Source organism: Nitrospirota bacterium, assembly GCA_016178585.1.
Classification (GTDB): Bacteria; Nitrospirota; Nitrospiria; order JACQBW01; family JACQBW01; genus JACOTA01.
This window is the reverse complement of sequence record JACOTA010000034.1, coordinates 1-15,566: the sequence shown is the minus strand read 5'-3', so window position 1 is coordinate 15,566 and position 15,566 is coordinate 1. Positions and strand designations below refer to the sequence as shown.

General features: G+C 42.4%; 21 protein-coding genes and 1 riboswitch. Of the genes, 11 read left to right on the top strand and 10 right to left on the bottom strand.

Translation table 11 applies throughout. The features are described 5' to 3' along the window. Nucleotides 1-92: 92 nt before the first annotated feature. A complete protein-coding gene (locus HYR79_06175) occupies nucleotides 93-1,055 on the bottom strand; it encodes an RNA polymerase factor sigma-32 (GenBank protein MBI1821280.1) in 963 nt (320 codons plus the stop codon). A gap of 84 nt (nucleotides 1,056-1,139) precedes the next feature. Between HYR79_06175 and polX the strand changes: the two genes are divergently transcribed. The 4 genes from polX to HYR79_06155 all read left to right on the top strand — a co-directional run bounded on the left by polX (nucleotide 1,140) and on the right by HYR79_06155 (nucleotide 4,037). After that, nucleotides 1,140-2,876 (top strand): DNA polymerase/3'-5' exonuclease PolX, encoded by a 1,737-nt coding sequence (gene polX, locus HYR79_06170; protein ID MBI1821279.1) that lies wholly within the window; start codon nucleotides 1,140-1,142, stop codon nucleotides 2,874-2,876. A gap of 124 nt (nucleotides 2,877-3,000) precedes the next feature. Beyond that, the gene (locus HYR79_06165; GenBank protein MBI1821278.1) at nucleotides 3,001-3,228 is read left to right on the top strand and encodes a hypothetical protein; all 228 of its coding nucleotides are present in this window, start codon (nucleotides 3,001-3,003) and stop codon (nucleotides 3,226-3,228) included. Next, nucleotides 3,225-3,560, top strand: a complete 336-nt coding sequence (locus HYR79_06160) for a type II toxin-antitoxin system PemK/MazF family toxin (GenBank protein MBI1821277.1) — start codon at nucleotides 3,225-3,227, stop codon at nucleotides 3,558-3,560. The genes HYR79_06165 and HYR79_06160 overlap by 4 nt, the downstream gene beginning before the upstream one ends. Before the next feature lie 168 nt (nucleotides 3,561-3,728). Next, nucleotides 3,729-4,037 carry a type II toxin-antitoxin system prevent-host-death family antitoxin gene (locus tag HYR79_06155; protein ID MBI1821276.1) on the top strand — a complete coding sequence of 103 codons (309 nt, stop codon included), beginning with the start codon at nucleotides 3,729-3,731 and terminating at the stop codon, nucleotides 4,035-4,037. A gap of 198 nt (nucleotides 4,038-4,235) precedes the next feature. Here the strand turns inward: HYR79_06155 and HYR79_06150 are convergent, their stop codons facing one another. From HYR79_06150 to HYR79_06135, 4 genes are all read right to left on the bottom strand, one after another. Then, nucleotides 4,236-5,225, bottom strand: coding sequence for a hypothetical protein (locus HYR79_06150; protein MBI1821275.1), 990 nt, complete (start codon nucleotides 5,223-5,225; stop codon nucleotides 4,236-4,238). 218 nt (nucleotides 5,226-5,443) lie between these two features. After that, nucleotides 5,444-5,935 (bottom strand): hypothetical protein, encoded by a 492-nt coding sequence (locus tag HYR79_06145; GenBank protein MBI1821274.1) that lies wholly within the window; start codon nucleotides 5,933-5,935, stop codon nucleotides 5,444-5,446. 276 nt (nucleotides 5,936-6,211) lie between these two features. Next, nucleotides 6,212-6,341: riboswitch (cyclic di-GMP riboswitch) on the bottom strand. 135 nt (nucleotides 6,342-6,476) lie between these two features. Beyond that, nucleotides 6,477-6,869 carry an 8-oxo-dGTP diphosphatase MutT gene (gene mutT, locus HYR79_06140; protein ID MBI1821273.1) on the bottom strand — a complete coding sequence of 131 codons (393 nt, stop codon included), beginning with the start codon at nucleotides 6,867-6,869 and terminating at the stop codon, nucleotides 6,477-6,479. After that, entirely contained in the window at nucleotides 6,866-7,795 is a 930-nt protein-coding gene (locus HYR79_06135) for a homoserine kinase (protein MBI1821272.1), read from the bottom strand. Before HYR79_06135 ends, mutT begins: the two co-directional genes overlap by 4 nt. A 110-nt stretch (nucleotides 7,796-7,905) precedes the next feature. On the opposite strand from HYR79_06135, the gene HYR79_06130 reads away from it, so the two are divergent. Further along, the gene (locus tag HYR79_06130; protein ID MBI1821271.1) at nucleotides 7,906-8,139 is read left to right on the top strand and encodes a NifU family protein; all 234 of its coding nucleotides are present in this window, start codon (nucleotides 7,906-7,908) and stop codon (nucleotides 8,137-8,139) included. Nucleotides 8,140-8,162: 23 nt separating this feature from the next. Here the strand turns inward: HYR79_06130 and glpD are convergent, their stop codons facing one another. Next, nucleotides 8,163-9,770 carry a glycerol-3-phosphate dehydrogenase gene (glpD, locus tag HYR79_06125; GenBank protein MBI1821270.1) on the bottom strand — a complete coding sequence of 536 codons (1,608 nt, stop codon included), beginning with the start codon at nucleotides 9,768-9,770 and terminating at the stop codon, nucleotides 8,163-8,165. A gap of 71 nt (nucleotides 9,771-9,841) precedes the next feature. Between glpD and HYR79_06120 the strand changes: the two genes are divergently transcribed. Next, nucleotides 9,842-10,747, top strand: coding sequence for a TIGR02757 family protein (locus tag HYR79_06120; protein MBI1821269.1), 906 nt, complete (start codon nucleotides 9,842-9,844; stop codon nucleotides 10,745-10,747). 111 nt (nucleotides 10,748-10,858) lie between these two features. After that, nucleotides 10,859-11,797 carry a glutathione S-transferase family protein gene (locus HYR79_06115; protein MBI1821268.1) on the top strand — a complete coding sequence of 313 codons (939 nt, stop codon included), beginning with the start codon at nucleotides 10,859-10,861 and terminating at the stop codon, nucleotides 11,795-11,797. Between the two features lie 43 nt (nucleotides 11,798-11,840). Here the strand turns inward: HYR79_06115 and HYR79_06110 are convergent, their stop codons facing one another. Continuing rightward, nucleotides 11,841-12,269: a PIN domain-containing protein gene (locus tag HYR79_06110; protein MBI1821267.1), complete on the bottom strand. Its 429-nt coding sequence runs from the start codon at nucleotides 12,267-12,269 to the stop codon at nucleotides 11,841-11,843. Next, nucleotides 12,269-12,478 carry a hypothetical protein gene (locus HYR79_06105; protein MBI1821266.1) on the bottom strand — a complete coding sequence of 70 codons (210 nt, stop codon included), beginning with the start codon at nucleotides 12,476-12,478 and terminating at the stop codon, nucleotides 12,269-12,271. The genes HYR79_06110 and HYR79_06105 overlap by 1 nt, the downstream gene beginning before the upstream one ends. 201 nt (nucleotides 12,479-12,679) lie before the next feature. Here HYR79_06105 and HYR79_06100 point away from each other — a divergent pair, with 201 nt between their 5' ends. The 4 genes from HYR79_06100 (at nucleotide 12,680) to HYR79_06085 (ending at nucleotide 13,957) form a co-directional block, all read left to right on the top strand. Then, entirely contained in the window at nucleotides 12,680-12,868 is a 189-nt protein-coding gene (locus HYR79_06100; GenBank protein MBI1821265.1) for a hypothetical protein, read from the top strand. Further along, nucleotides 12,853-13,149, top strand: coding sequence for a type II toxin-antitoxin system RelE/ParE family toxin (locus HYR79_06095; GenBank protein ID MBI1821264.1), 297 nt, complete (start codon nucleotides 12,853-12,855; stop codon nucleotides 13,147-13,149). The genes HYR79_06100 and HYR79_06095 overlap by 16 nt, the downstream gene beginning before the upstream one ends. Before the next feature lie 250 nt (nucleotides 13,150-13,399). Continuing rightward, nucleotides 13,400-13,597: a type II toxin-antitoxin system VapB family antitoxin gene (locus HYR79_06090; GenBank protein ID MBI1821263.1), complete on the top strand. Its 198-nt coding sequence runs from the start codon at nucleotides 13,400-13,402 to the stop codon at nucleotides 13,595-13,597. 3 nt (nucleotides 13,598-13,600) lie between these two features. Beyond that, nucleotides 13,601-13,957 carry a type II toxin-antitoxin system VapC family toxin gene (locus HYR79_06085; protein ID MBI1821262.1) on the top strand — a complete coding sequence of 119 codons (357 nt, stop codon included), beginning with the start codon at nucleotides 13,601-13,603 and terminating at the stop codon, nucleotides 13,955-13,957. A gap of 114 nt (nucleotides 13,958-14,071) precedes the next feature. Here HYR79_06085 and HYR79_06080 read toward each other — a convergent pair whose 3' ends face one another. Then, on the bottom strand, nucleotides 14,072-14,665 hold the full coding sequence (locus HYR79_06080) for a hypothetical protein (protein MBI1821261.1): 594 nt from the start codon (nucleotides 14,663-14,665) through the stop codon (nucleotides 14,072-14,074). Nucleotides 14,666-14,695: 30 nt separating this feature from the next. Next, nucleotides 14,696-15,403: a hypothetical protein gene (locus tag HYR79_06075; GenBank protein MBI1821260.1), complete on the bottom strand. Its 708-nt coding sequence runs from the start codon at nucleotides 15,401-15,403 to the stop codon at nucleotides 14,696-14,698. Nucleotides 15,404-15,566 lie beyond the last annotated feature (163 nt).

The window sequence follows — 15,566 nt, the reverse complement described above, 5'->3', positions numbered from 1 at the left end:
GAAGGGTGCGTGGCAATCTTATCGTAAAGTCTTGAGATTGCTTCACTTTGTTCGCAATGACAGCTTTCTAACTCTGTTCTTGGGGACTTTAATCACTCAGAGATCAGCTTAAAGTCCTTGATTTCTTTCTCCATATAGTTTTTCATATTCTTTAAAATTTTCTCTTCAAGCTGTCTCGCCCGCTCTTTTGAAATATGGTATTTCCTGGCAATGGCAAGAAGGGTCAATGGATTTTCCGAAAGGATCCGCGCATGGAGGATATCGCTGTCCCGTTCGTTTAAAGTTTTCGCGAACTCTAATAATTTTTCATGAAAAAGGTTTTTCAAGTCTTCATCCGCGACTTTATCATCGAGCGGCGGATCTCCCGAAGGGAGAGACCTGCCAAAAGGTTCGTCGGTATGTTCGTGCAACGGAGCGTCCAGTGAAACTTCCCAATTTCCCATCCGCTGATCCATCTCAACAACCTCTTTTTCCTTGACCTGCAGGTGATCGGCTAAAAGTTTAATTTCAGGGTCATACCCCTGGAAAAGAAGTTTTTGTTTTTCTTTCTGAAGGTTAAAAAACAGCTTTCTTTGCGCCTGTGTGGTTCCCACCTTAACCAGCCTGAAATTATTAAGAATATATCTTAGAATAAAGGCGCGAATCCACCAGGACGCGTATGTTCCAACACGAATTCCTTTATAGGGATCGAATTTTTTGATCGCCGCCATTAATCCAATGTTCCCCTCCTGAATAAGGTCCATGAGAGGAAATGCGTTTTGCCGGTATTCCAGGGCAATGTGATAAACCAACCTTAAATTAGAAAGGATTAGGTTGGAAACGGCCTCGGCATCCCCGTATTCTTTATACCGGCGGGCTAAATCAACCTCCTCTTCACGGGATAAAAAAGGATATTTTCGGATCTCCGAAAGATATTTTTTTAGAGGATCATGAAGAACTATCCCGTTTTCTTCCTTTGCCGGAATTTCAAAAACTTCAGGGAGGTCCTTCTCGTCGTATTCCTTTTCCTGCATAAAAGATATATTACCATACACAAAATAAATGAATCGAATCAAAAATATCCTTCATTTGTTTTATCCTTTTGGAATGAGATACAATGAACGCAGATCTAACAAACAACAGAAAAGCAGGACGAAAAAATGAGCATTAAACAAGACCTCGGCGATTTGTTAAATGACATCGCCACCTATCTCGAATTAAAAGGCGAAAATCCGTTCAAAATCAGGGCCTATCAGAATGCGTCCCGAACCCTCTCCTTATTAGAGGGGGATATAAAAGAAATGGTTTTATCCGGAGAGCTTAAAAAACAAAAGGGAATCGGGGAGGCCATTTTTGAAACCATTCACGAATTTGTCGCAACCGAAAAATCGACCCTCCTGGGCGAACTCAAGAATTCGACCCCTCCGGGACTTCTCGAGATGCTGAATGTCCCCGGCCTGGGCCCAAAAAAAATTAAAACGATTTACGAAAAATTAGGAATATCAACCCTTGGAGAACTGGAATACGCGTGTCATGAAAACCGATTATTGTCTCTCGATGGTTTTGGGCCAAAAAGTCAGGACAATATTCTCAAAGGAATCGAACAACTGAAAAAAGGAAAAGACTATTTTCATTTTGATAAGGCCTTAAAAGAAGCGGAAAACGTTTTAAGCCATTTAAAAGAAAAAGGTTTATTTAAAGAGTTAGAAATTGCCGGAAGCCTCAGACGCAAGAAAGAGGTGGTCAAGGATATTGATATTGTTGGAAGTTCCGATGCCCCCGTGGACGCCATGATTTTTTTTGTTCATCTGTCCGAAGTGGATCGCGTCATTGGACACGGGGAAACAAAATCAACGGTTCTTTTAAAATCGGGAATTCAGGTCGATTTAAGAATCGTAGAAAGCGGCGAATTCCCTTTTGCCTTCCAACATTTTACGGGAAGCAAGGAACATAATACCGTCTTACGGGGAATCGCAAAAGATTTGGGTTTTAAATTAAATGAATATGGCCTTTTTAAAGGAGACCATCGAGTTTCCTGCAAATCTGAAAAAGAAATTTTCGGTCATCTTGGATTCGACTATATCCCGCCTGAATTGAGAGAAGACCGCGGGGAATTTGAAGCCGCAAAAAATAAAAAATTACCCCGTTTAATTGACTCCGGGGATATCAAGGGAATTTTTCATGTCCATACCACATACAGCGACGGGAAAAATTCTCTAAATGAAATGATTCAAGAGGCCAAGCGCCTGGGTTATCAATATGTGGGAATTTCCGATCATAGTCAATCGGCGTTTTACGCTCACGGGCTTAAAGAGACTCAAATTAAAGAACAACATGACGAAATAGACAAGCTTCAGAAGAAAAATCCTGAAATAAAAATTTTTAAGGGGATTGAAGCCGATATTCTCGAAGACGGCGCCCTCGATTATCCGGAAGAGATTCTCGCTTCCTTTGATTTCGTCATCGGCTCGATTCATAGCCGGTTTAAAATGAATGAAGAGGAGATGACCCGGCGTTTATTACACGCGATGGAAAATCCATATTTAACGATCCTGGGCCATTTAACAGGTCGTTTGCTCCTTTCACGCCCTCCTTATGCCTTTAATCTCGATGCGATTCTGGAGGGGGCCAGGAAACACCATATTATTATAGAACTTAACGCCAATCCGCACCGGTTTGATATCGACTGGAGAGATTGCAAAAAACTTAAAGAAAAAGGACTCCAGGTCAGCATTAACCCCGACGCCCATGCGGTGGACAATATCAAATTTACAGAATATGGCGTGGGAATCGCCCGGAAAGGTTGGCTGACCGCCAGGGAAGTTTTTAATACCCTCCCCGTTCAAGAAATGGAAAAAGCGCTCAAAGCGAAGAAATCTTCAGACCTCCGCTCATAAAAATGAGCCATATAAATCCCCCTCTTTATTTCACAAGGCTTTTTTCTTCGGTACATTAATTTGGATTTTATTATTATATTGAAAAGTGAAAGTATGGGTATTATAATACAGCATGGAGGTGTATATGCGTACAGCCAGACTCAATATAACTTTACCACAAGATGCGGCTAAAATTTTATCCGGTGTTAAGAATAAATCAGCTTATATAGCCGAAGCGATCAAAGCAAAAAATAAGATGGAAGAAAAAGAGAAAGAAAGCAAGCGATTAGAAGTTGAATATAAAGAATGTGCCAGGGAAGACTATGAGACTTACCAGAATTGGGAAGATACATTGAAAGATGGGCTTGAATGACCCGGGGGAACATCTATCTGGTAGACTTTGAACCTTCAAAAGGATCCGAAATCCGAAAGAAACGTCCCGCCCTGATCATTTCTTGTAACGAATCTAACAAATACTTGCGAACGGTAACTGTCATTCCTTTTTCTTCCAAGACGGAAAGGATATTTTCATTCGAAGTGTTGGTAAAAAAGGATGCTAGCGGGCTAGACGTCGATTCCAAGTTAAAGGTCACCCAAATCCGAACCGTGGACAAAGGGAGGCTGACGAAATATATCGGATCGGTTAATGACTTCATTTTAAGCGAGGTGGAAAAAGCGGTAAAACTTCACCTGGGAATAGATTAATCGGTTTTCCAAAAAGGAGGTTGTAGAACCCTGAAATGTCTTCACTCTCTTTTTTTCCGTAAATAATAATGGTGTCAGCTTTTCTGTATCCAGATCCCTATATGACCATCATCACGGTCCCGATCTGCCGCCTTACCGTGACTTTTCCGTAAACTTAGTCATTCGACCTTGACAAAATATTTTAAAATGTGTCCACTGGTAGGCACATTAGAGAATGGAGTTAAAGGAATGATTACTGCTGGAATAAAAGAAGCCCGCCAACACCTTACAGAATTTCTTTCAAAAGTCCAAAAAGGAGAAGAGATCATCATCTCCAGGAGGAAAGAGCCTATTGCGGTGATTAAACCCATCAGGAAAAAGTTAAAAAAGAAACTGGAGAGCCATAAAGCTTTAAGAAAAATCATTTCTGCAAAAGGGAAACCATTATCAGACATGGTTTCTGAATACAGGTCAGATGGAAGTGCTCACGCTGGATGAGGCATTATATCAAAGCTGCTGATCTCGTAAGGGAGTTTGGAGAAAAATGGCGCATGGCCTTCAACATGCCAAATTTCTTTGCAGTGACAAAATTCTTGCGAAGGTGGCCTTCAAATTGGGACTGAAGTTGGCCACTTTTTAAAACATGGCCCTCCGCACCATCTCCCACAGCAGGGGGAGATGAAAATATTGTTCCATTTAAATTGAAGACCAATTTTGTGTTTGACCTGAAACATAGGTTCCAGTTCCAGCCGGGTCCAAATCAACCTGATAAGTTGTATTGTTTAGGGCCGTCAGTCTCGCTTTAGAATTATTGCTCCCTGTTAATATTAATACACCTGAGGAAGGGTAACTATCATTGGTCATAACACGAAATGGGGTTGGCGTTGAGATATCAACATAACCATAATCGGGTAAATAGACCCGCCCTCCCATGGTCACATCCACATAACCATTTCCAGTTGCAATAGTTATTGTTCCATTTTGCACCCAGTAAACCTTTTTATCAGCATCATTCTGAATTAAAAAATTGAAGGTTATGGCAACAGGCGTTGACTGCAAATTAACCGTAAAGTCACCTGAAACAGTAGCCGAAACAGAACCGGATGTCACAGTTAAAGAGCTAAATGAAAGTTTAAGCGTTGTTATACGACTTGAATTAAAATCATAGGAACCAGAAATATTGACTGTTCCGGAAACAGTCCCTGCTTTTGTGCCTGTCTTAGAACAGTAATTTGTATAGGTGGCCGAGCCGGTAAAATTTCCGGTTTGATCATCTATACTCATAGATCGGTCTAAAGTCCCTCCACAAGAACCCGTTACCCTATCAGTTTTGGAAACAACGGCTCCTGTGAGGAGATTTGATGGAGACGGAATCTTGACTTGATTAAACGAGTCTATGAAGATCTGAGATAAAACCAAAGATTTTGGTTGGATCCCCGGATCAACTCCCCCGCCTTGCATTGCAATTCCTGTCAGATTTCCACCCGTGGAACCTTGTTTATAGGCCTGGGAAGTGACGACAGTCCCATTACCGGAAGTAATCGGCGTCTGAGTTGTGATCCCTGTATAGGAAAGAGCAGGAGATCCCCCGGAACTCCCTCCACCACCGCAACCATAAACAATCAGCAAAGGGAAAATGACAAAGATAACTGACATTTTTTTCAGACTTTTTAAAATAGTTGCCATCTCTCTTCTCCTTTTAAAAATTTGTTTTGAAACTGATCCACAAACGCAAAACACCAAAAATCGATGTCAGGAATTGATATTTTACATTCAGCCTTCTACAACATTTTAAATCAAACCGTCCGATTTACACCCTCGTCTTCTTTATTGAACCGTGAAACTGGTATATGCCCAACTAGAACGACGAGCAAAATCAGACAACGAAAGATATAAGTTCACGTTCATTGAGGCTGAAATCCCTTTATCAAAGGTAAGACTGCCCCATTTGGCGTTATCGTGTATACCCCATTTATGTCAGGACCTGAAACATTAAAGAGAGGAGCGATATTCCCCCACCCGGAAATCGTTACGGGATTAAGATTGATATCCTTTCCTATCACACTTCCGTTTCCACTGGAAGTATAAGCATAAAATTGGAGGTAAAGAGAAGAGGGATCAAAGCCTGATCCCGTTTGAGTTGTGCCATTCGCAAGAGTCTCTTTGTCATCTACCTGGATTTGGACAGACACAGGATTCGATACTGTGCTGGTCGCGCGAGTCATCCAGGTAATCCCATCAGGTGACGTCAGGACAACCACACCTTGATAATTTCCACCCACTGCCACAAACTGGCTCCCGGACCAAACCACGCCAGTTAGAGAATTAGTTGTTCCGGAGGTTCGCGCCGTCCAGGTAATCCCATCGGGTGATGTCAGGATGATACCACCACCCATAGAATAACCCACCGCTACAAACTGGGTCCCGGACCAGACCACCCCATATAGATATGGAAAATATTGCGTGCCGGTGGAGTGACTCGTCCAGGTAATCCCATCGGGATAGGAATGAAGGAAAGGAAGAATAATTTGATCTTGAGGGTGGATTTAAAAAACATGGTCTTTCTCCTTAATCAATGAAAAAACATAGATTGTTTCGGCTCCGCCTCACAATGACAAACCCAATAAAATAAAAAAAGCCGGGCAACCGAAATGACAAAACTTTCTTGTCACCTCGGCGGCCCGGCTTTCTTTAGTTCACCCCCACCCTCGCCCTCCCCCACAAGTGGGGAGGAAAGGAAGGAAGTGGAAAAGATCCTCAGCTTTGCGCCCTGCCGTCACCGGCAGTTTGCCTTGATAGAAGGTGCTTATTTATCCATAAACCTGATGTTTATCCCTTCTTTTATTTACAATTAATTAATACGTTGCCACCTTCGTACCATAACAAAACTGAATCTGTCAAGTCTATTTTTGCTTATTTTTGCCCCTCATCCTACTGTTAACTCTTTTGATTCTGTAGAAAGGCAAGGATTGACGCGTTGGCGGGCGGAAATTCATGATCATTTAAGCCGGTCTTTTCGACCCATTTAAACTCCTGACACCCTTCAGCCCTGAGGTCTCCCCCTTTCCACTCACAGCAAAAAAAATGGAGGGCAATCGTCCGGTCGGGATAATCATAGTCAAGGGAGAGAATTTCGCCTCCGATCCGGACTTCGATCCCCAGCTCTTCACGGATTTCACGAACAAGACATGACTTTAAATCTTCCTCGTTTTCCTTTTTTCCGCCGGGAAATTCCCAAAAATCTCCCAGATGGCTTTCACCCTTTCTCCGGGTAATCAGAAATTTTTCGTCTTTTTCAATGATAGCGGCGGCCACTTCGATCTTGTTCACGACCTTTTCATTTCCCTCGCCCCTTCTCCATCGATCTTCGTAACGGTAATGATACATTCAGCCCCATTTTTCTCAAAGGCCTTTTTCATGGCAATTCCAATCAGGTCAGCCCGGTCGTTCTCATGGGTTACGGCAAACATCGTCGAACCTGCCCCGCTGATAGAACATCCGGTCGCCCCGGCTTTTAAAGCCGCTTTTTTGACCTCATAAAAACCGGGAATTAAACGGGACCTAACCGGCTCCACCACTACATCGGTTATCGCCTCTCCAAAAAGAACGGAATCTTTTTTGCAAACCGCCATCACCATGGCACAGGAATTGGACATATTGGCAATCATTTTCCCCATTTCAATTTTTTTGGGAAGAATTTTCCTCGCCGTTTTGGTCATCAGAGGAAAATCAGGAGTAGCAAGGATCACGCTGATTCCCCTCAACAGGCCAACCTTTAAGACCTTTTTTTCAGAAGGCCGGGTTAAAATCACCCCCCCATACAAGGATGCCCCGATATTATCCATGAAAATTCCGCCACTTACGTAACTCTCCGCTTCCGTCGAAAGATGAAGAATCTCGTCCTGGCTTAAACGGCCGCCAAAGAGAAGATTGGCTGCAACAGCCCCGGCTACCGCGCTGGCCGCGCTGCTTCCCAATCCGTTCCCCGGTATATTTTTATGAATCGTCAGATCAATCCCATCAGTGATCCCCATTTTCTTAAGCGCCTTTTTTGCGGCAATTCCGGCGGTGTTTTTATCTGCCGCTAAGGGGAGTTTTCCACCATCTCCCGTAATCTCCAGAATTTGAACTTTCTTAAGATTATTTTTTCTTGCGTGAACCGTATCACCAATTTTTTTGACCGCCATCCCCAAAGTATCAAAACCCGGACCGATATTCCCGACAGAGGCCGGGGCAAACACCGTAATTTCTTTCATCCTTTGTTTCCTTACTATGAACAATAATGGCTGGGATTATAGCATGAAGGGTTTGCAAATGTTTTCAATATTTAATATAATAAAAGTTATTGCCCCAGGAGATGATTCGAATGGAAACAGTCATAGAAACGGAAAAGGTTGAACAAGCATTGGATACCATCCGTCCGGCCCTTGCAAGAGACGGCGGAAACATTTTGTTGGTCGGCGTGGAAGGCGGAAAAGTTAAAGTGAAGCTGGTGGGGTCCTGTCAGGGTTGCCCCAGTTCAGGCTATACCTTGCGCTTAGGGGTTGAAAGACGGCTGAAGGAACTGATCCCGGGTATCCAGGAAATCATCCACGTATAAAAAATTTGTAGAAACACAACATGCTACGTCCCAGCTTTGCAAACTTCTTTTAAGTAATTTTCTATTTCTTTTTTGATTTGATGTTGATCCCATCCAAGTCTCTCTCCCATCAAAACACCAATTTCTGTCAAAATATTTTCTGAAGTAAGTCCTCCAAGAGCTAGCAGAGTCCTCCTCCTTAAAAAATCCGATAAGCTCAATACCATTTCCGCTTCAATGGAATAAATGATTTCCGCTTTGATATTAGGAAACAAGGGGGAAATTTTTTCGCGAAGTTGCTTATCTTTTTCAATTAAATCAAAAACTTTGTTTACCTTGCTGCCATATTGATGGATCAAATGGAGGATGCTGGCTTCTTCAAGATCATACGCCCCTGCCCATCTTTTCACATTTTGTTCTATATAGTTTTTAAATCCCTTGCTAAACTTTCCTCCATATAAAGGCTCCGTAGCCGTTGAACAGCTCTTCAGGTCTGTTCGGCCTAACCATTTTCCAACCCTATCAATGACTTTTTCGGCCGTGTTCCGATAAGTTGTAAATTTCCCGCCTGCGATCGAAATCATCCTCAAAGGGCTTTCAACGATCTTGACTTTACGGGTCACCGATGAGGGATCAACCCCGGGAAAATCCAATAGCGGCCTGACTCCCGAAAAAACCGAAATAATCTCTTTTTCTTTTAAATGAACCTCTGGAAAAAACGTATTGGTTTCATCCATAAGATATTCGATTTCTTCTTTAAGAGGACGAACCTCGCCAGGATCTCCCTGATAATCGATATCGGTCGTTCCGATTAAGGAATGTTGATCCCAGGGGAGGATAAAGAAGATCCTTTTTTCATCCCGGGGAGAGACCACGATCGCATAATCCCGGCAAATCTGGGGAACAATGATATGAGTCCCCTGCGTCATCCGTACTTTTACCGGATTTTTTTCCCCTGTTAGTTCAGCAACTTGCGACACCCAGGGGCCGGTTGCGTTTACAAAAAACTCACCCTTTACTTCAACCCTCTGGCCGGTTAATTGGTCTTTTAACAGAGCGCCCTTCAGGACCCCGCCTTCGATCTTGAATTGCTCCAATTTAACGTAATTTAAAACGGTGGCCCCGTATGATTTTGCATCGAGAATATTTTCAAGGACCACTCTGGAGTCGTTCATCTGCGAGTCGTAATATACCCCCGACCCTAATAATTTTTCCGGTTTGAGGGCAGGCACCCGTTTTAAAGTCTCTTCTCTGCTGATCACGGTATACCTTTGCCTGTTTTTAAATAGGGAAAGGACATCATAGATAAACAGACCGGCACGGATCTTCCAGAGAGGCCTCGGTCCTTCTTTGTAGACCGGAATTAAAAAAGGGAGGGGATGGACAAGATGCGAAGCGATCTTCTCCAGAATAAACCGCTCCCGGAGGGCTTCAAAGACCAGCCCCAGGTCGCCATATTCGAGATAGCGGATCCCGCCATGAATAATCTTGGAGGTCCGGCTCGAAGTCCCCCAGCCAAAATCCTTCTGTTCAATCAGAAGAACGCTGAGTCCTCTCATGGCTCCATCCCGGGCAATCCCCGCCCCGAGACTGCCCCCTCCGAAAATAATCAAATCAAATCCGGAGTTGTTTAAATGACTGATCCTGTCCATAGGCCATTCAAATTCTATTATGAATTCAGGTGCTGTTAGATTATGATAAAAAATATTTAAGAGATTTCAGGATGACCGGAAAAAAAGCCCCCTCACATTTTAAAAACCAGCGGAATCAACTGATCGTTCAATTATACCGTGAATTTGATTTTCGGTCTTTTCTTTCAAAAGATCCCGTCGGCTTTCTTGATGGCTATCAAAAAACGGCAGACATTGAAGGGGTTGCTTTTGTCAGCAGCGCCCTCGCCTTCGGGAAGATCGAACTTTTTAGGCCGGTCATTGCAAAGATCCTCGAAATGGGAAAGGGGAACTTCACCCAATTTATTCTCGACTTTAACCCCTCAAAAGACAAGCAATTATTCAAAGAAATTTATTACAGGATTTGGACCGGGGAAGATCTGGCCTGCTTGATCATGGCTTTGAAAACCATCCTGATCAGGCATGGCTCTCTTGAAAATCTTTTTTTAAAATACGACAGCCCGTCAGAAGAGAACCTGGAACAGGCAATGATCCATTTTTCGGAAGAATGGATCAAGTTTAATCCCGAAAAGATTTATGGGGTCAATCAATTTACAAGGGGTTTCAAATATTTTTTACCTTCACCCAAAAACGGAAGCGCCTGTAAACGATTTTGTCTTTTTTTAAGGTGGATGGTCAGAAAGGAGGATCTTGATTCTGGAATCTGGACGGCGATTGAGCCGTCAAAGCTTATCATTCCGGTAGATACCCATATCTTCAGGGTGGCTCGTTTTCTAAAACTAACCTCGCTTAAAACAGCCGGCTGGAGAATGGCCAAAGAAATCACCCAAAATTTAAAAGAAATTGATCCGGCCGACCCCCTTAAATTTGATTTTCCTCTTTGTCACTTCAGTATCCCAAGAACAGAGTTAGAAAGCTGTCATTGCGAACAAAGTGAAGCAATCTCAAGACTTTACGATAAGATTGCCACGCACCCTTCGGTGCTCGCAATGACATGATTAATAAGTGGGTGCGAAGTCTATCGCTGGTCTTGGGGCACCATTACTGCTTGATTTTTTCTTGGATTTTGGAATATAAAGAAAGAACAGATAAAGAAAGAGGGTGATTTTATGGGTTTTCCGAAAGAACAAAATGAAAAAGGAGAGTTTGTGAGGCAGGAAGACCTCTTCCGAAATTGGGTAACCCAGAATGGTTCATCAGGTTACCCGGCGGAACCGGATCGCTACCATCTGTATGTCTCCCTAGCCTGCCCCTGGGCCCACCGGACCATTATCCTCCGAAAATTGAAAGGTCTGGAATCGATCATCGGGATGACCGTCGTCGATCCGATCCGCGATGACCGGGGATGGGCGTTTCGTGCCGGTCCATGTTGTTCGGAAGATCCCGTCAACGGATTTAAATTTTTGAGCGAAGCCTATAAAATGACTGATCCGGCTTTCAACGCCCGGGTGACTGTCCCTGTCCTCTGGGACAGGAAAAAAAGAAGGATCGTCAGCAATTCCGAAGATGACATCATGCGGATGTTTAACAGCGAATTCAACGCATTCACGAACAACAGGTTAGATTTTTATCCGCAATCACTTCGCACCGAGATCGATCAGGTTAATGATATGGTTTACCCCAACATAAACGACGGGGTCTACCGGGCAGGATTCGCGGCAACTCAGGAAACCTATGAACAGGCCGTTTATAAACTCTTTGACGGGCTCAACCAACTGGAGAAACGGCTTTCAAATCAGCGTTACCTTGTCGGCAACCAGCTTACCGAGTCCGACTGGCGGCTGTTTCCGACGTTGATCCGGTTTGACGCGGTCTATTATGTCCACTTTAAATGTAATATCCATCGAATGATCGACTATCAAAACCTTTACGGCTATTTAAAGGAGCTCTATCAGTACGACGGAATTGCGGAGACGGTCAACTTTGACCATATCAAACGTCATTATTATATGACGCATGAAGATATAAATCCGACCCGGATTGTGCCGGTAGGCCCGGAAATGGATCTCACCGCCCCTCACAATCGTGGCCGGCTCAAAGATGGTTAAAAAGACAACGATCTGTCAGGAAGACCTTATAACTCATAACAATCTATTCCGTGGAGAGGGTGTCTTTTTTTAAATATTCAATCCAATTCACTTCCTTGAGTTTGGTGTGTTGCGCCATTCCACTAAAATCCTGGTCGATATGTAATAGAGACATTTCATTTTTAATGGCTATAGCCGCAATGAGGCTGTCTGCCGCCGACGGGGTTATTCCCTTTTTTCTCAATGTGACGGCTAGGTTCCAGGCAATTTTCCAACAAGAACTTTCTATGGCTAAACGAGGAAGGGGAGCGAGAAAGGCTTCTAATTTTTTTTGTTCTTCCCCGGATTTAATTCCAGTCATCAATTCCAAAATGATCCAATCGGTTATATGCGCGCTTCTTGCCAAGATGAGGGGACGCAGTTTTTCCTGGATCGATTTATTTCCGCGAGGACGTAACGCCTGGATCCATAATGAGGTATCGACTAGATACATTAAACCCTTCGTTTTCGTCGTTGTTTTTGGAGCGCCTCGAAAGTAAGGTCCAAATCAATTTTACCCAACAGGCGCACAGAATCTTCCAACGCCTTATGATGGAGAACCTCCTCGAAGCTTTTCTGAATAGTATCCTTCAAGGTTTCCGTTCCCAGAATTTCTTTAATGTCCTGATAAAGTTTTTTATCAATTTCAACCGATGTTTTCATTCTTCGATCCCTATGCTATTATATATCTAGGTAACATATAGTTAGATATCCTGTCAATTACAATTATATATCTTCTGCTTCTGCGGCTGCTATTTTCCAGAGATTCTCATCAGAGAAACCTCGAAAACGTTCGTCTAGTAGTATTTTAGAGTCAAATGATATATTATTTTGAAATAACAATGATTTGATGGAGGTAACAACATGGCAGGTGTAAAACAGCAGGTCATTAAATTGATCCGGTCTATGCCGGATAATGTGACGGTTGATGATGTCATGGGAGAATTATATTTTAAGCTTCAGGTCGATGCCGGCTTAAAGGAACTAGATGAAGGAAAAAACGTTCCTCATGAAAAAGTTGAAAAAAAATTTTCTAAATGGCTCAAACAATAATCCGGTGGTCTCCACGAGCTGTTTCAAACCTTGAGGATATTTGCATTTATATTGCTAAGGATTCAAGGTTCTTTGCGTCCTTTTTTGCCCAGAAAGTATTTTCAATAATCAAATCCCTTCCCAAATTTTCTAAATCTGGAAGAATGGTTCCAGAATACGGAGATGAAACCATTCGAGAAAAAATTTATAAAAATTATAGAATTGTGTACAGAATCAATGGACCAATCATCGAAATTGTAGCAATCTGTCATGGAACTAAACCCTTAAAGGACCTTATTTAAATCCCGTTATTCTTCCTGTAACATTCAGTCCTCCCTATTTTGAAAAGAACAGAGTTAGAAAGCTGTCATTGCGAACAAAGTGAAGCAATCTCAAGACTTTACGATAAGATTGCCACGCACCCTTCGGTGCTCGCAATGACATGATTAATAAGTGGGTGCGAAGTCTATCGCTGGTCTTGGGTTTTAGCAGTTGATACATATGCATCAATAAGATATACTTATACATATAGTCATCTTTAAGGGGTAAAAAATGAGAACTACTTTGAACATAGAGAATAAGCTACTCGACAAAGCATCAAAATTAACTGGGATTAAGGAAAAAACCTCTCTGGTCAGGCTAGGTCTGGAAGCATTGATTGCGCGGGAAAGTGGCAAGAGACTTGTTGAACTGGGGGGAACCGAAAAGAAATTGAAAATGATACCGCGCAGAAGAACCGTAAATACATAGAATATGGTTCTTATTGATACTTCGGTGTGGGTAACACACCTGCGAAACGGAACTCCCGGGCTTGAAACGTTGTTAAACAACGGTGACGTCCTCTGTCATCCCTTTATCGTTGGGGAGCTCGCCTGCGGAACTCTCAAAAACAGAAATGAAATTCTTTCACTCCTTCAGGCAATTCCTAAATCCGTTAAGGCAAGTCATGAAGAAGTTATGCAATTCATTGAGAATTATAGCCTTATGGGAAAAGGTTTAGGGTACATTGATATCCACTTGCTTGCTTCAGCTTTATTGACAAATGTTCCTCTTTGGACGCTTGATAAAAAATTAAATGAAGTGTCTTCAAAAATAGGGTTAGTGTATTAGTAAGTAAATTCAGCGTTTTTCCTTCCTGTAAGCAACAGGTTTACCGCCATCCAATCCGTCCTATAAATGGTAACCCTGGTTCCACCTTTATTTTTTCTGATTAGCAAAACAGTTTTATAATGTTTCACAAGATTGAGCAAAATCTTTTGCAATGTCTTTTATTGCCTTTTTGAGAGAACCGTTGAGAACAGTTAAGAGCTCTTCTTTACTGCCATACCACAACAACCGATCATCATCTCCTCGATATAAACGTTCTTCAAATTTATGATTAGAGGACCACAAGTTGGTCCTAAGAATCACCGTTCCATATATTCTTACCGAATTTTCGTGTAAAAGAACACGTGTAATAGAAATATTGGACGATAATTCCCGACCAGTTTTTTCGTTCGATGGTAACTTGTCAGAAATCTGAAATCCGTACTCTTCAAGGTCTCTTAAACCCTGAGAAACCCAATCAACAATATGGTCTCCAGTAATAGGTGCGTTGCCTAAAACTCCCAGCGTATCCTTATTGGAACGGTCGTCAACGATTGCCTCGATATGAATAACGCAAGATTGAGCAAGTTTTGATTCTGATCGATCCTCTTTTGAACTGGTTTTTTCAAATTTCAAGTTCAAGGAGATAGGCTGAGTTGATGCGCAACTAACTACTACTAAAAATATTGAAATTGCGAACAGCAGCTTAAAACCATCTCTCATCTTCTTCATAAATTTAAACCGTGAAGATGTCGAACAATCCTAACTCAAGAGCTTGGCATGTAATAATTTTATTATTTCCTGGATTCCTTGATAAAGGGTTGTTCGATATAATTCGCCATTGTTAGCCTTCCACTTTGTAATTGCCGGTTCACCTGGCTCAGAATCAATGGCGGGAGAATTATATACAAGTTTTTCCAAATAGATTTTTTCCTTCGTTCCTTTTAACCATAGGCTAACTGAGCTGTTGATATTAAGAGAGCGGTAGTCTGGAGATAAGGAATAGTCTGTAATAACTGTAAACAAAGCATCTTCACTAATATTTTTGGCCAAAAGCGTCTGTTCATCATCCGACAAAGGCTTTGTTGAAGTTACGAGTTCGCCAATAGTGAACCTTTTGGAGCTTTTTAGTTCAACTTGAAGCTGGGACCAGAATTCTTTCCTAAAATCATAATCGGAAATCACCTGCCGAAGTGGAGCTATTTCTTGCTCTGCCTTCTTGCTACGGTGACTGTCCACAGCTACATCGACCAAGGCAGCGAGAAGACCTCCACCCATTGCCATAGCTACCTTTGATTCATCTACCTGAGGAATAATTTCTTCCTGAGTTATTACGCTGTAGGCCTTTGACGAGTGAATTTTATTTGCATTTTCGGAACTAAGTTGAATATATTTTGCAGGAACACATCCATAACTTAAAGCTAATAAAAAAGTTACAATACATGAAAAAGAAAAATAACGTGAGTTCATTGGATCCTCCGTTGAAATAATATTGATGGTCTCGTAAGAAGTCATGCGGCAAATTGAGGGGCAAACGGGGTATAAGTCCACGGCAGGCGGGCCCATTGCCGAACATTTACGATTGCGTTAAAAGCTTGTTCTTTGATCGTGTGAAAAAGGCCTGAAATACCAG

What these genes read in the sequence shown, in the direction of transcription:
- polX (MBI1821279.1), top strand. Translation starts at nt 1,140, where the DNA reads ATGAGCATTAAACAAGACCTCGGCGATTTGTTAAATGACATCGCCACC.
- HYR79_06165 (MBI1821278.1), top strand. Translation starts at nt 3,001, where the DNA reads ATGCGTACAGCCAGACTCAATATAACTTTACCACAAGATGCGGCTAAA.
- HYR79_06160 (MBI1821277.1), top strand. Translation starts at nt 3,225, where the DNA reads ATGACCCGGGGGAACATCTATCTGGTAGACTTTGAACCTTCAAAAGGA.
- HYR79_06150 (MBI1821275.1), bottom strand. Translation starts at nt 5,225, where the DNA reads ATGGCAACTATTTTAAAAAGTCTGAAAAAAATGTCAGTTATCTTTGTC.
- HYR79_06145 (MBI1821274.1), bottom strand. Translation starts at nt 5,935, where the DNA reads ATGGGTGGTGGTATCATCCTGACATCACCCGATGGGATTACCTGGACG.
- HYR79_06135 (MBI1821272.1), bottom strand. Translation starts at nt 7,795, where the DNA reads ATGAAAGAAATTACGGTGTTTGCCCCGGCCTCTGTCGGGAATATCGGT.
- HYR79_06130 (MBI1821271.1), top strand. Translation starts at nt 7,906, where the DNA reads ATGGAAACAGTCATAGAAACGGAAAAGGTTGAACAAGCATTGGATACC.
- glpD (MBI1821270.1), bottom strand. Translation starts at nt 9,770, where the DNA reads ATGGACAGGATCAGTCATTTAAACAACTCCGGATTTGATTTGATTATT.
- HYR79_06120 (MBI1821269.1), top strand. Translation starts at nt 9,842, where the DNA reads ATGACCGGAAAAAAAGCCCCCTCACATTTTAAAAACCAGCGGAATCAA.
- HYR79_06115 (MBI1821268.1), top strand. Translation starts at nt 10,859, where the DNA reads ATGGGTTTTCCGAAAGAACAAAATGAAAAAGGAGAGTTTGTGAGGCAG.
- HYR79_06110 (MBI1821267.1), bottom strand. Translation starts at nt 12,269, where the DNA reads ATGTATCTAGTCGATACCTCATTATGGATCCAGGCGTTACGTCCTCGC.
- HYR79_06105 (MBI1821266.1), bottom strand. Translation starts at nt 12,478, where the DNA reads ATGAAAACATCGGTTGAAATTGATAAAAAACTTTATCAGGACATTAAA.
- HYR79_06100 (MBI1821265.1), top strand. Translation starts at nt 12,680, where the DNA reads ATGGCAGGTGTAAAACAGCAGGTCATTAAATTGATCCGGTCTATGCCG.
- HYR79_06095 (MBI1821264.1), top strand. Translation starts at nt 12,853, where the DNA reads ATGGCTCAAACAATAATCCGGTGGTCTCCACGAGCTGTTTCAAACCTT.
- HYR79_06090 (MBI1821263.1), top strand. Translation starts at nt 13,400, where the DNA reads ATGAGAACTACTTTGAACATAGAGAATAAGCTACTCGACAAAGCATCA.
- HYR79_06085 (MBI1821262.1), top strand. Translation starts at nt 13,601, where the DNA reads ATGGTTCTTATTGATACTTCGGTGTGGGTAACACACCTGCGAAACGGA.
- HYR79_06080 (MBI1821261.1), bottom strand. Translation starts at nt 14,665, where the DNA reads ATGAAGAAGATGAGAGATGGTTTTAAGCTGCTGTTCGCAATTTCAATA.
- HYR79_06075 (MBI1821260.1), bottom strand. Translation starts at nt 15,403, where the DNA reads ATGAACTCACGTTATTTTTCTTTTTCATGTATTGTAACTTTTTTATTA.